Source organism: Rhodobacter sp. NTK016B (genome assembly GCF_017303295.1).
Lineage (GTDB): Bacteria > Pseudomonadota > Alphaproteobacteria > Rhodobacterales > Rhodobacteraceae > Pararhodobacter.
In genome coordinates, this window is sequence record NZ_JAFKOK010000015.1 from 99,296 (window position 1) to 112,553 (window position 13,258).

The following is a 13,258-nucleotide window of genomic DNA, read 5'->3' on the forward strand; positions in this document are numbered from 1 at the left end:
TCCGCTTCGCGCCAGAATGGGAGGACGGGCCCGTGGGAGATACGAAAGCCTTCGCGGAGATGGAAAAGCGGGAATGGTCCGAACCGGATGTCGCCGGTGCCTATGCAAGCGGCTTCGCAAGAGCCTCTGACATGGTCGTACCGCACCTCGTCGCCGCCGTGGATGCGGAACCGGACACGGATGTGCTCGATCTCTGTTGCGGGCACGGCAACGTCTCGGCGGGGCTTGTCGCGGCCGGAGCGCGGGTGACCGGTCTCGATTTCTCCGCGGCCATGCTTGCCCTTGCCCGTGCAGCGGTGCCCGGGGCGCGTTTCGTCCATGGCGATGCGATGCAGCTTGCGTTCCAGGATGCGAGCTTCGACGCGGTGACCATCGGCTTCGGCATGCCGCACATCCCCGAACCGCCCCGGGTCCTGAGGGAGGCACGCCGAGTCCTGCGACCGGGCGGGCGGATCGCCTTCTCGACCTGGTGCGGCCCCGAGGTGGATGGCGCCTTCGGCTATATCTTCGGTGCGATCGGGACACACGGATCGCCGGATATCGTCCTGCCGCCCGGGCCCGGCGCCAACGACTATGCCGATCCGGACATCGCCTATCCGGTGCTGGAAGACGCTGGCTTTGGCGACTTCCATTGTCAGGTCGTGGCCTCCTGCTGGCAGCTAGACGATCCGGGCCTCGCCTTTGACTTCTTCCGCGACGGCACGGCCCGCGGCGGCGCCCTCCTGCGTCCGCAACCCGAGGCGCACGCCCGTGCAATCCGGACTGCGGTGGTCGAGCGAGTGCTTGAAAATCATGGTGAAGGCCCGGAGTGGACCATTCCGATGCCGGCCGTCGTCATTTCCGCCCGCGCCGCCTGAGCCGGCGACGAATACACACGGCGAAAATCCAGAGTGGGCCGATCCTGACGATCCGGCGAGTATCTATTGAAGCTGGGACGTGGTCGTTCTTGCCCCTCTCTTCCACGGTGTCAGGGATAAAGCTGACGCGCACGGCGCGGGGCATCCGCGGCATAGAGGACTGCAATCTCGGGTCTGACGTTATGGTCGGCCATAAGGTCGGACTTAGCACCGCCGCCGAAATCCCGTCAGACTTCCTCTGCCGGAGGGATACGTTTTTCAACACCATCAACCCGGAGCGGACAAACCGGACAGAGCGCTATAGATTAACACCAGATGGAACCTAGGGATTAGGTCACACGCTGTCATGGTCGAGTTGGAATACATTGCCGGTTCGCCGTTTGCTCGCGCTGTCCGCGTCCTTCTGCACGAACTGCGGATGGACTATGTGGGACGCGAGGCAGAATTTGCGCCTACGCCAAGACAACTTGGCGCAGATACACCGACGATGCAGGTCCCGACGCTTCGGGACGGTGATCTCGTTCTGTGGGAGAGCGGCGTCATCGCCGACTATCTCATGCGGACATCTTCGAGCCGTTTCTGCGAAGAGCCTCGTCTCGCCACAGAGTTGTGGCGTCCCAATCATGAATGGGCGGACAAGCTCCTCTTCGGGACCGTCCAAACTTTCGGAACGTCAGTCACGACGATTTCACAGCTGACCTGGACTGGCGTCACAATCCGAGACAACCCGCACCTTCGAAGGTGCGCTGAGCGCGCGAACCGGATCCTCACATAGCTCGAAAGCAGGTTGCCAGACGACAAACATGGCTTTCTGCCCGGTACGTTAGCCGCGCAGGACATCTTCCTTGCCCGCCACATCCGGTTTGTCCAGGCGAGACCAATCGGCCTGGACCTTGATATGGGACGGCTACCCAAGTGCAACTCGCTTCTGGAACGGCTGGACGAAAGAAGCAGCTTTATCGCCAACCCGATCAGGTGGTGGGACCCCGATGTCGTTGGGTATTCTGCGGACGGCGTTCCTTTCTATGAAGGCAAGAGTTAGGATTTCAGATCATCCAGACGCTGTCTGCTTTCTGCCCTCAACTCATCCGTTACCAAGGTATGAGCGTCGAAAACATTCGGTTTTGCTGCGACACCTTCCGACTGCCAGAAATGAGCATCGTAGATCTTGAAACCGGTAGGGAGCACGGTGCCCTTTGGAGCGGTGCTGAGGAAGAAGTGCAGCGTGTTTTCCCTTTTGCGTTCGAACCAATCCTTTTCGTCGAACGTCCCAGAGTAAACTCCGACGATCGTTGGAAAGCGATCAAAGGTCATATGTGTCTTCGTTCCGCACTCGGCGCAGAAGTGGATGCGGATATTCTTTCCGCTTCCTGCGCTCGTATACCGATATATCTTCGGTTTGCCTTGTTGCAGGCGGAAGTTTTCCTGTTCAAAGATCGTTTCCACGAGGTAGGCGCTACCGGTCGCTCTCTGACAGAACTCGCAATGACAGTTGATGACATCGCGCGGTTGCCCCTCGACCACGTACTCGATTTCGCTACAAAGACAGCGCCCCAAGTGCATCTGATGTCCCCCGCTGGTCGCTACCAGTCTAACATCCAATGTCAGGTTTGTCCGCAGAGCACACCGGCGCGTTTCGAAAATGCTGCGCTCTGCATGAACGACCGGTTTGCCGAAGCTGCGCCGCAGCGATTGGGGTCGCTCCGAAAGTCCGGTCCGGGCCGAGGCTGCCGTTCGCAGGCCTCTCAACCAACAGAGACTGATCACGGCACTATACACCTTTCGCCGAGGCCCGGCATAGCTGGCGAATGACTTGGGGTTTGCTCTTTCTACGCATATTCCCTTGTTCTGCGCCGGGTCGTGCCCCCTCTTAAGGGGCTGCTTTTGGGGCAGTTGTGGGGCGCGCGACGGAGTGAGGGCAGGCACTTCTTGATCCCTGTTCCTTGGGGAACTGCCGGGGAAGGCGGTTCGATGCAGGATGAAGGCATCGAAAGACACACTCCAACCCCGGTCGAAAAGGAACCTAGCCCATGATCCGCAACGCCCTGTTTACCCTCACCGCCCTCGCCACCACCGCCGCGACCGTTGCCCCGTCCGCTGCCGAAGCGCGCACGATGACCCTGCGCCAGGACGCGATGATCTATCTCACCGCCGACTATCAGAACCCGATGCAACCGCTGCCGGCCTGCATGCAGGTCGAGATGATCGGCGAGGTCGGCAACTTCGCCGTGATCCAGGCGCCGCTTGGGGTGTTCTTTCTGGAGCGCCGCGCGATGACGCCGCATGCCCGCGTCGTCTGCGGGCGCGGTTGACCGAACCCCTGAACCCCGCCAGATCTTCGCGCAGAATCACGGCTGTCAGCACAGTTTAGCGGCTGCACTGGCTAAAGGTTCTGATGAGGATCCCGTCCTGCGACAAGGAGCAGAATGCCGGGTGGGAAAAGGGGAAGGTTGGGGGCCGGTCTCGTGAACGCCGCGTGAAAAACGTCGGGGCTTTCTTCGGGAAACCTCGGGATTCTCTGAACAAGATCGTCCGATTTTGTCCGTTCTTTCCTTTTGGCGGAAACGCGAGAAATCTGCGGCACGCCGATCAAGCCGTTGCAAATGAATACAGATTTTTCTGAAAGATTGGAGCGGGTAGCGGGAATCGAACCCGCGCGTTCAGCTTGGGAAGCTGACAGGCTACCATTACATCATACCCGCGCAGGCAGCGATGTATCGGTGCCGCCCGCAGCCGTCAAGAGGGCAGGGCGGGCGAGATGCGCACTGTCATTGCAGGCCGAAATCCGGGTCACGTCAAGCCTTTGAAACCGGGAACGAAAAAGCCCGGCGCAGAGGCTGCACCGGGCGGGAATGTCGGGGTGTCGACAGGGATCAGAACGGGATTTCGTCATCCATGTCCGAGGCGCCGCCGCCGAAGCCGCCGCTACCCCCGCGCGAACCGCCGCCCGAGGCGCCGCCGCCAAAGCCGCCGGAGCCCCCGCGCGCGCCGCCACCCGATCCGCCGCCATAGCCGGGATCGTCATAGCTGCCGCCACCACCGCCCGAGCCGCTGTCGCCGCGTCCGTCGAGAAGCGTCAGCTCGCCGCGATACGGTCGCAGCACGATCTCGGTCGAGTAGCGGTCCTGACCTTGCTGGTCCTGCCATTTGCGGGTTTCCAGCTGACCCTCGATATAGACCTTCGATCCCTTGCGGAGATATTGCTCGGCGATTTTCGCCAGCGGTTCCGAGAAGATCGCCACCGAATGCCATTCGGTCCGCTCGCGCCGCTCGCCCGAATTGCGATCGCGCCAGCTTTCCGACGTGGCGATGCGCAGGTTGCACACCTTGCCGCCGTTCTGGAAACTGCGGACCTCGGGGTCGCGGCCCAGGTTGCCGACCAGAATCACCTTGTTGACCGAACCTGCCATCTTGCGCTCCCAGGACTTGCCGAATCTTTGCCGTGCATGGGTACACCACAAGATGATGGTTAGGAAACCGATAACGATACCCGCAGCAGTCCCCGGCAGGCTGCTGCCCATGCCTGTCCACGAATCTTGGCCCGGCGTGCTTTTGCGGCTATAATCCGCAGCACTGGGGACTTTTGAGGGGTAACAGATGCTCAGGGCGCTTCTTGCGGCTGGCCTTCTGGTGACATGTGGCGCGATGGATGCGCAGGCCAGCGGATTGCGGCTGGGTTCGGGCGGAGGGCAGGCGACGCGCGCCGATACCTTCCGCACGCAGACCCGCCTGATGGAGGGCCGGATGGCCCGCCAATATTCGGCCACGGCACCCGAAAGCACGGTGCCGATGGTCAGCTATACCGGCAGTTACCGGGGCGAGTACCTGGATGTGGCCCGTGCGGCCGCGCAGCGCTACGGCGTGCCCGAAGAGCTGTTCCTGCGCCTCGTCCATCAGGAAAGCCGCTGGAATCCCGGCGCGGTGTCTCATGCGGGCGCGCGCGGGCTTGCGCAGCTGATGCCGGAAACCGCGCTGCTGCTGGGCGTCGATATCAACGATCCCGGCCAGAACCTCGATGGCGGCGCGCGCTATCTGCGCATGATGTATGATCGTTTCGGAAGCTGGCGCCTTGCGCTGGCGGCCTATAATGCGGGGCCGGGCGCGGTTGAGCGCCATGACGGCGTGCCGCCTTTCGATGAGACGACGAATTACGTGCAGGTCATCCTCGGCGCGGGCTGACAAATCAAGAAAGCGGCAGGCGCCAGAGCCATGCCGCTTTTTCTTTCCTCAGAAAATCGAATTGCCGGAAGTCCCGCCTCAGATCCGCGGGACGGCGGGGCCCGCCGGACGTTTGCGGAAGGCCGAAGGCGTCTGGCCGGCCGATTTCTGGAACGCGCGGGTGAAATAGCCGGCCGAATTGAAGCCCAGCATCTCGGCTACGTCCTTGATCGGCATCCGCGTCTCGGCCAGCAGGCGGCGGGCCTCGAACAGGATCCGGTCTTCGAGCAATTGATGCGCGCCCTTGCCGCAGGCGGCCTTGCAGGCGCGGGTCAGATGCGTGGGTGTCACGCCCAGAGCCTCGGCATAATCCGCAACGGCCCGGTTCGAACGGTAATCACGCTCGAGCAGGCTGGAATACCGCGCGACCAGCCGTTGCGAGGCGCCGGGGCGCGGCTGGGCCAGCGATTCGAGCTGCTTCTCGCGCTCAAGCTGGCGGTCGAGCCACACGCCCAGCAGGCCCAGATGATGCTGCGCCGCTTTCTGCGAGCCCGAACGGTTGCTTTCCAGCTCGCGCTGGATCGCTTCGAGCGTGGCGATCAGTTCTTTCTGGCTGATCGGATCGCGCGGACGCAGGTATTGCGGCGTCTGCGGCAGATCCAGCCCGTGATTGCGGCCGAAAAACACCACCGTTCCCTGCACGCGCGGCGCGAAGTCGAAGCCGTGCATCACGCCGGGCGGGATGAAGATCGCGTTGTTCGGACCATAGCCGCGCTGGGTTCCCGCTATGGTGATCCGGCCCTGTCCCTGGGTGAACCACAACAACACCGGCTCGCGCAGCGACCGCATCGCCTCGACCCGCCAGCGCCCGCCCGCCGCAAGACGCGAAATCGGGGTCAGCCGTAGCTGGGACGGGGATTCGGGTATGATGGTCATGACAGCTCCGTGGCAGCGGCAACTTTCCGCTCAAGCCTAGGAAACCGGAAGGACACAGCGGAAGGAGAATCACCCGCGCCTGCGGGACCGGCCTCGATTCAACCGGGAAGCGTGGCCTTTGGGTGACTCTGGATAAGTCAGGGGATAACGACGGGATCCCATGTGGACATCCGGCTGCGAAACCAGCTGCGCTGCCGTTTCGCGTATTGCCGCGTCGCCAAGCTTGCGGAATCCTTGGCATTCTCAAGCGTGATCTGGTGCGCGAGATAGGCCATCAGCTCGGGCGCGCCGATCGCTTTTGTCCACAGGGGGCCGGTCGCGGTGCCGCCGTCTTCGGGCCAGTGGGGATAGGCGGCGCGAGCTTCCTCCAGCGCGCCATGCTGCAGCATTGTCTCGAAACGGCGAACGATTCGCTCGTTGAGCCAGTCGATTCGCGGCTTCAGCACCAGCGCCGTCGCCGCGTCGCGCGGCAGAACGGGGGGCTGGGTTTCGGCCTGCCATGCGGCCAGTCCGCGCCCGGTTGCGCGCTGGACTTCCCATGCCCGCTGCACCCGCGCGGGGTTCTGTTTGTCGATGCGCGCGGCGGTTTCGGTGTCGAGCTCGGCCACCATAGCGGCCAGCGCCCCCTCGGCATCGCCATCCTCGGGACGCAGACGCGCATCGGCCTCGGCGCGGATCTCGGGCGGGGTGGCGGGAATGTCGGCCAGACCCTGCGTGAGAGCGGTGAAATACAGCCCCGTACCGCCGACGATGACCGGATTCAGCGCGACCAGCGGCGTCACATCGCGCAGCCAGTGACCGACGGAATACTCGTCCCCCATCGGCACATGACCATACAGATGATGCGGCGCCAGCCCCTCGTCGAAGGCGTCGGGACGCGCGGTCAGCACGCGCCACGGCGCATGGACCTGCAGCGCGTCGGCATTGACCACGGCGCGCCCTTGCGCCTGCGCGATTTTCAGCGCGAGCGCGGATTTACCGCTGGCCGTCGGCCCGGCGATCAGCACCGGGCGGTCGGGATCGGGCAGGGGAAAGTCCGAAAACATGAGGCGCGCGTCCGAGGGTGATCTAGGCGTTGATCCTGTCGGGGTTTTCCGACATTTTGCGCGCGAAAGAAACCACCCGATTGCCGCACGCCCGCCCCCCGCTTCAAGGTCCCTTTGTCGGCCTCGCCTCTGGGATGGCCGCGCGCGCCAAGGAAAGGCCACCATGGACCGTACCCCCTCCGCTTATCGCCGCGTCATGCTCAAGATTTCGGGCGAAGCCCTGATGGGCGATCAGGGCTACGGTCTGCATCCGCCGACCGTGGCGCGCATCGCGCAAGAGGTGAAGGCCGTTCACGACATGGGCGCCGAGATCTGCATGGTGATCGGTGGCGGCAACATCTTCCGGGGGCTTGCCGGCTCGGCGCAGGGGATGGAGCGCACGACCGCTGATTACATGGGGATGCTGGCCACGGTGATGAACGCGCTCGGCATGCAGTCGCAGCTTGAAGCGCTGGGGATCCATACCCGCGTCATCAGCGCGATCCCGATGGATCAGGTCTGCGAGCCCTATATTCGCCGCCGCGCCGTCCGGCACCTTGAGAAAAAGCGCGTCTGCATCTTCGCGGCGGGCACCGGCAACCCGTATTTCACCACCGACACCGCCGCGACCCTGCGCGCCAGCGAAATGGGCTGCGAGGCAGTGTTCAAGGGCACCAAGGTTGACGGCGTCTACGACAAGGATCCCAACAAGTTCGCGGACGCCAAGCGCTACGATACCGTCAGCTATGACGAGGCGCTGGAAAAGAATCTCGGCGTGATGGATGCGACCGCGATTGCACTCGCGCGCGACAACAAGCTGCCGATCATCGTCTTCTCGCTGGATGCGCCGGGCGGCTTCCGCTCGATCCTCGCGGGTGAGGGCACCTATACCCGCGTCGGCAGCTAAGACGCCGGCATCGGCCCGCACGTGGCGTCGCTCGGGCGGCGCCGCGTGCGGGGATGCGCCCGCTCGCCCGAACAGCGGTTCCCTTCCGCGCCCGGCGGCGGTAGAAAACCCACAGTATACAAAATCCCACGGACGCCCTAAAACGCGTGCCAGTGGATCAGAGCCTGACGGAGATTTCCGCGTATGTCCGACGAGATCGACATCGATATCGATGACCTCAGCCGCCGCATGGACGGCGCGCTTGCTTCGCTGCGCACCGAATTCGCGTCGCTGCGTACCGGCCGGGCCTCGGGCTCGATGCTGGAGCCGGTGCAGGTCGAAGCCTATGGCCAGATGACCCCGATCAACCAACTGGGCACCGTCAACGTGCCCGAGCCGCGCATGGTCACGATCAACGTCTGGGACAAGGCGATGGTCGGCAAGGTCGAAAAGGCGATCCGCGAATCCGGGCTGGGCATCAACCCGCAGCTCAACGGCACGATCATCATGCTGCCGATCCCCGAACTGAACGAGGAACGCCGCCGCGAACTGACCAAGGTCGCCGGCTCGTATGCCGAGCATGCCCGTGTCGCCGTGCGCAATGTGCGCCGCGACGGGATGGACCAGATCAAGAAGGCCAAGGCGGCCGGAATGGGCGAGGATGACCAGAAGCTCTGGGAATCGGAAGTGCAGGAACTGACCGACAAGCATATCGCGATGATCGACAAAGCGCTCGAGACCAAGCAAGAAGAGATCATGCAGGTCTGAATTCATCCTGTGCGCGAGTCCTGACACTTATTTCGGAGAGAACATGCCTGAGGAGTCTGGCACGCCGCGTCACGTCGCCATCATCATGGACGGCAATGGCCGTTGGGCGACGAACAAGGGATGGCCGCGACTCGTCGGGCACCGCAAGGGCGCCGAGCGGGTCAAGGCCATCGTGCGGGCGTCGTCGGATCTGGGGATCCGGTATCTGACCGTTTATGCCTTCTCGACTGAGAACTGGAAGCGGTCGACCGAGGAAGTGCTGGGGCTGATGAAGCTCTTTGCGCGCTACATCCAGCGCGAGGCCGAGGCGCTGTCGAAGGAAAACGTGCGGATGTGCTTTATCGGCGACCGCACACGGCTCGATCCCAAGCTGCAAGAGCTGATGGCCTGGATCGAGACGCGCACCGCCAACAATACGCGGCTGACCTTTACCATCGCCATCAATTACGGCGGCCGTGACGAGCTGGTACGCGCCGCGCGCGGGCTGGCCGAACGGGTCGCGGCGGGTGATCTGCAGCCCGAGGATATCGACGAGGCGACGCTCGATGGCGCGCTCGATACCGCGCATGTCCCGGCCCCCGATCTGGTGATCCGGACCTCGGGCGAGACGCGGGTGTCGAACTTCCTGCTGTGGCAGGCGGCCTATGCCGAATACGAATTCAGCCCCGTTCTGTGGCCCGATTTCACCCCCGAGGTGCTGGCCGAGATCCTGAGCCGCTTCAGCGGCCGCGACCGCCGCTACGGCGGTGTGAAGAAATGAGCAGCTTTTCCGATCTGCGCACGCGGCTGGCGTCGGCGCTTGTCATGGCCGTTGTCGGCCTTGGCGCGATCTGGCTGGGCGGACTGGCTTTCGGCGCGCTGGCGCTGGTGCTTGCGGGCCTGATGGGGTGGGAGCTTCACCGCATGCTCGACCCCGACGCGCCCGAAGGGCGGGGCGGTGCCACCGGCGTGGTCGCGGTGCTGCTGGTCACGGTCTTTACCTTCTATCAATCGGGCTGGATCGCACTGGCCGGCATGGCATTGGGCGCCGCCGTCATGGCGTGGCGCATGCCGCGCGACAAGCTGATCTTCGGTCTGTACTTCACGCTGATCCTGTGGGCCGCGCATTCGCTGATCGTGTTTCGCGGCAGCTACGGGCTGCTTTTCGTGCTGTGGATCGTGCTGATCGTGATCGCCTCGGATGTCGCGGGCTATTTCGCGGGGCGGGTCTTTGGCGGGCAGAAATTCTGGCCGCGCTTCAGCCCCAAGAAAACCTGGTCGGGCACCGTTGCGGGCTGGGTTCTGGCCGGGCTGGTGGGGGTGGGCTTCATGTCGACCTTCAACCTGTCATGGGGCCTGATCCCGATCTCGGCACTTCTGGCCTTCGCGGGGCAGCTGGGGGACATTGCTGAAAGCGCGATCAAGCGGCATGTCGGCGTCAAGGACAGCTCGAACCTGATCCCCGGTCATGGCGGCGTGCTGGACCGTTTCGACGCGATGATCGCGGTCTCGGCGCTGGCGCTGATCCTTGCCTATTTCGGGGCTTTCTCGGGGGCGCAGGGCTGATGCGGCGGGTTGCGGTTTTCGGGTCCACCGGCTCGGTCGGGGAAAGCACGCTCGATCTTCTCGCGCGGCGCGACGATATCGAGGTCGTGGCGCTGACGGGCGGGCGCAATGTCCGGCGGCTCGCCGAACAGGCCCGGGCGCATAACGCGGCGCTGGCCGTGACCGCGTTCGATGAATGCTATCAGCCGCTGAAAGACGCGCTGGAGGGCACCGGGATCGAGGTCGCGGCGGGCAGCCATGCCGTGGTCGAGGCTGCGCATCGCCCGGCCGACTGGGTGATGTCGGCGATCGTCGGCGCGGCGGGGCTTGCGCCCGGTTTCGCGGCCTTGTCGCAAGGCCGCACGCTGGCGCTGGCGAACAAGGAATCGCTTGTCACCGCGGGCCCGCTGCTGCTGGCCGAGGCGCGCAGCCACGGTGCCACGATCCTTCCCGTCGACAGCGAGCATTCGGCGGTGTTCCAGGCGCTTGCCGGCGAGGATATCGCACAGGTCGAGACCGTGACGCTGACCGCCTCGGGTGGGGGCTTGCGCGACTGGCCGCTGGAAAAGCTGGCCCATGCCACCCCGGACGAGGCGGGCAAACATCCCAACTGGGATATGGGCCAGCGCATCACCATCGATTCGGCGTCGATGTTCAACAAGGCGATGGAGGTGATCGAGGCGCATGAGTTCTTCGGCCTCGCGCCCGATCAGGTAAAGGTGCTGATCCACCCGCAATCGCTGGTTCATGCGCTTGTCGCCTTCAACGACGGCGCCGTCATGGCGCATCTCGGCGCGCCCGACATGCGCCACCCGATCGGTTACGCGCTGAACTGGCCGCAGCGCGATGCGCTGCCGATCCAGCGGCTCGACCTTGCCGCCGCTGGGCGGCTGGATTTCGCGGCGCCCGATCTCAACCGCTACCCGGCGCTGGCGCTGGCCTGGAAGGTGATGGAGACGGGCGGCGCCTCGGGCTGCGTGTTCAACGCCGCCAAAGAGGTCGCTCTCGATCATTTCATTGCCCGCAATATCGGTTTTCTTGATATGGCCTCGGTCGTTGAGGATACGCTGGCCACCTTTGCCGCGCGGGCCGATATCGCTGCGACACCGCGGACGCTGGACGAGGTTCTGGCGATCGATACCATGGCGCGCGACCTTGCGGGCGAGGCTGCCGCCACCCGCCACCGCGCCTGATCAAAGGAAGACCCATGGGGATGCTGCCCGAATTCGGCAATCTGTTCTTTACCCTCGGCGCCTTCGTCGTGGCGTTGTCGATCATCGTCACGGTGCACGAATACGGCCATTACATCGTTGGCCGCTGGTCGGGCATCCATGCCGAGGTCTTCTCTGTCGGTTTCGGTCCGGTGCTGCTGAAGCGCACCGACAAGCGCGGCACGCAGTGGCAGATCGCCGCCTTGCCCTTTGGCGGCTACGTCAAGTTTCTGGGCGATGCCAATGCCGCCTCGGCGGGGGCCGATGACGAGGTGATGAGCCATCTCGACGCCGCCGAGCGCCGTCACACCATGCATGGTGCGCCGCTCTGGGCGCGGGCGGCGACGATCTTTGCCGGTCCGGCCTTCAATTTCCTTTTCTCCATCGTCGTCTTCGCGGGTTTTCTGGCCGTGCAGGGTCTTCCTGCCGACATGCCGCGCGTCGGGCCGATTTATCCGATGCCCGGCGTGGTCGAGCTGCGCGAGGGCGATCTGATCACCGCCGTCGACGGGCAGGAAACACCCGCATTGTCGGATTTCTACAACGTCGCGGCCGAGATCGAACCCGCCCCCAGCGTGACCTACACGGTCGAGCGCGACGGGCAGGTGATGAGCGTCGAAGGCCCGCATCCGCTGCCCGCCCGCGCGGCGAGCATCGCGCTCAACTCTGCTGCCCGCGACGCCCAGTTGCAGACCGGCGACGTGATCCTCAGCGTGGATGGCGCGCCGGTTTATGCCTTCTCGCAATTGCCGCCGCTGGTGGCCGACGCGCAGGGCGCGCCCGTCGATCTGACCTATTGGCGCGCGGATGATACGGGCGGGTCCGAAGCCGAGGTCGCGCTGACCCCGCGCCGCACAGACCTGCCGCTGCCGGATGGCGGTTACGAAACCCGCTGGCTGATCGGCCTGACCAGTGGCACGTTCTTCGAGCATCCGACACGCCCGGTCGGCGTGACCGAGGCGGTGCCGATGGCGGTGGGCCAGATCGGCGACATCATCTCGAACTCGATTTCGGGCCTGTGGCACATGATCACCGGCGCGATCAGCACCTGCAACCTGTCGGGCCCGGTCGGCATCGCGACCACGTCGGGCGAGATGGCGTCGGACGGGCTGGCGAGTTTCGTGTGGTTCATTGCCGTCCTTTCGACGGCGGTGGGGCTGTTGAACCTGTTCCCGATTCCGATCCTCGATGGCGGCCATCTGGTGTTCCACGCCTACGAGGCCGTGCGCGGGCGCCCGCCCAGCGAGCGGGTGATGGGGGCGCTGATGACGACCGGGCTGGTCCTGCTGGGCGCTTTGATGCTCTTCGCGCTCGGAAATGACCTGTTCTGCTGAACAATTCTGTGGTTCGTAAGGTATTGGTTCGGCAGGGGAAACCTTGCCGCCAAGGCGCCCTGCGGATGCCTCGGTCTTGCCACATTTTTCCGGCAACCAGACGCTCTCAGACGATGGGAGCCTGCCATGAATTACGTCCTTCCCGCCGCGAAAGGCCTTCGCAACCTGTACACCCTGTCCTCGGACCGCGTGTGGTTCGCGCTGGCGACGATTGGCGGGCTGCTGCTGGCGGAAAAGGCCATCGACGCGCTGATGACCCACAGCATCCAAGAGCTGCACCTGCTCGGCTACTGACGCGCCCCGGCGGCCGATAAGCGCGGCACCGCCCCCCTGAAGACGCTAGCTGGATGGCCGGACCGTGAGGGTTCCGGCCTTTCGCGAATCGCACGGGCCGGTTGCATGCGGGGCAGGGGACAACCCCTGCCCTCTGCCGTGATCCGTCCGGGCCGGGCCCCCGGTTTCCGGCCTGCAGCGGGCTAATCCGGTGCAATGAATCCCCACATGATGCGAAAACGGGCAGGGGTGCACGCAACGCTTTGACATTCCACGTCCGCGTCGC

At 64.4% G+C, this 13,258-nt stretch carries 15 protein-coding genes and 1 tRNA gene; 11 read left to right on the top strand and 5 right to left on the bottom strand.

All coding sequences use genetic code 11. From position 1 onward, the window contains the following. Positions 1–32: 32 nt before the first annotated feature. Both JI664_RS18835 and JI664_RS24265 read left to right on the top strand, forming a co-directional pair. Complete coding sequence (locus JI664_RS18835) at positions 33–857, top strand: class I SAM-dependent methyltransferase (RefSeq protein ID WP_349768744.1); 825 nt, start codon at positions 33–35, stop codon at positions 855–857. A 346-nt stretch (positions 858–1,203) separates the two neighbouring features. Beyond that, complete coding sequence (locus JI664_RS24265; protein ID WP_207015324.1) at positions 1,204–1,632, top strand: glutathione S-transferase N-terminal domain-containing protein; 429 nt, start codon at positions 1,204–1,206, stop codon at positions 1,630–1,632. A gap of 263 nt (positions 1,633–1,895) precedes the next feature. Here the strand turns inward: JI664_RS24265 and JI664_RS18845 are convergent, their stop codons facing one another. After that, positions 1,896–2,420: a GFA family protein gene (locus JI664_RS18845; protein WP_207015325.1), complete on the bottom strand. Its 525-nt coding sequence runs from the start codon at positions 2,418–2,420 to the stop codon at positions 1,896–1,898. A 467-nt stretch (positions 2,421–2,887) separates the two neighbouring features. Between JI664_RS18845 and JI664_RS18850 the strand changes: the two genes are divergently transcribed. Further along, a complete protein-coding gene (locus JI664_RS18850) occupies positions 2,888–3,169 on the top strand; it encodes a hypothetical protein (protein ID WP_207015326.1) in 282 nt (93 codons plus the stop codon). Positions 3,170–3,485: 316 nt separating this feature from the next. Here the strand turns inward: JI664_RS18850 and JI664_RS18855 are convergent. Next, positions 3,486–3,559, bottom strand: a tRNA-Gly gene (locus JI664_RS18855). A 171-nt stretch (positions 3,560–3,730) separates the two neighbouring features. Continuing rightward, entirely contained in the window at positions 3,731–4,267 is a 537-nt protein-coding gene (gene ssb, locus JI664_RS18860; protein WP_207015327.1) for a single-stranded DNA-binding protein, read from the bottom strand. A gap of 187 nt (positions 4,268–4,454) precedes the next feature. Here ssb and JI664_RS18865 point away from each other — a divergent pair, with 187 nt between their 5' ends. Further along, positions 4,455–5,036 (top strand): lytic transglycosylase domain-containing protein, encoded by a 582-nt coding sequence (locus JI664_RS18865; protein WP_207015328.1) that lies wholly within the window; start codon positions 4,455–4,457, stop codon positions 5,034–5,036. Positions 5,037–5,114: 78 nt separating this feature from the next. Here the strand turns inward: JI664_RS18865 and JI664_RS18870 are convergent, their stop codons facing one another. After that, entirely contained in the window at positions 5,115–5,951 is an 837-nt protein-coding gene (locus tag JI664_RS18870) for an AraC family transcriptional regulator (RefSeq protein ID WP_207015329.1), read from the bottom strand. Positions 5,952–6,088: 137 nt separating this feature from the next. Beyond that, positions 6,089–6,997: a tRNA (adenosine(37)-N6)-dimethylallyltransferase MiaA gene (miaA, locus tag JI664_RS18875; RefSeq protein ID WP_207015330.1), complete on the bottom strand. Its 909-nt coding sequence runs from the start codon at positions 6,995–6,997 to the stop codon at positions 6,089–6,091. 163 nt (positions 6,998–7,160) lie between these two features. Here miaA and pyrH point away from each other — a divergent pair, with 163 nt between their 5' ends. The 7 genes from pyrH (at position 7,161) to JI664_RS18910 (ending at position 12,993) form a co-directional block, all read left to right on the top strand. After that, complete coding sequence (pyrH, locus tag JI664_RS18880; RefSeq protein ID WP_207015331.1) at positions 7,161–7,883, top strand: UMP kinase; 723 nt, start codon at positions 7,161–7,163, stop codon at positions 7,881–7,883. A gap of 183 nt (positions 7,884–8,066) precedes the next feature. Then, positions 8,067–8,630: a ribosome recycling factor gene (gene frr, locus JI664_RS18885; protein ID WP_207015332.1), complete on the top strand. Its 564-nt coding sequence runs from the start codon at positions 8,067–8,069 to the stop codon at positions 8,628–8,630. Positions 8,631–8,673: 43 nt separating this feature from the next. Beyond that, entirely contained in the window at positions 8,674–9,390 is a 717-nt protein-coding gene (gene uppS, locus JI664_RS18890) for a polyprenyl diphosphate synthase (RefSeq protein ID WP_207015333.1), read from the top strand. After that, positions 9,387–10,175: a phosphatidate cytidylyltransferase gene (locus tag JI664_RS18895; protein ID WP_207015334.1), complete on the top strand. Its 789-nt coding sequence runs from the start codon at positions 9,387–9,389 to the stop codon at positions 10,173–10,175. Before uppS ends, JI664_RS18895 begins: the two co-directional genes overlap by 4 nt. Further along, entirely contained in the window at positions 10,175–11,347 is a 1,173-nt protein-coding gene (gene dxr, locus JI664_RS18900) for a 1-deoxy-D-xylulose-5-phosphate reductoisomerase (RefSeq protein ID WP_207015335.1), read from the top strand. Before JI664_RS18895 ends, dxr begins: the two co-directional genes overlap by 1 nt. Before the next feature lie 14 nt (positions 11,348–11,361). Then, on the top strand, positions 11,362–12,699 hold the full coding sequence (gene rseP / locus JI664_RS18905; protein ID WP_207015336.1) for an RIP metalloprotease RseP: 1,338 nt from the start codon (positions 11,362–11,364) through the stop codon (positions 12,697–12,699). 126 nt (positions 12,700–12,825) lie between these two features. Then, the gene (locus JI664_RS18910; RefSeq protein WP_207015337.1) at positions 12,826–12,993 is read left to right on the top strand and encodes a hypothetical protein; all 168 of its coding nucleotides are present in this window, start codon (positions 12,826–12,828) and stop codon (positions 12,991–12,993) included. Positions 12,994–13,258: the final 265 nt, after the last annotated feature.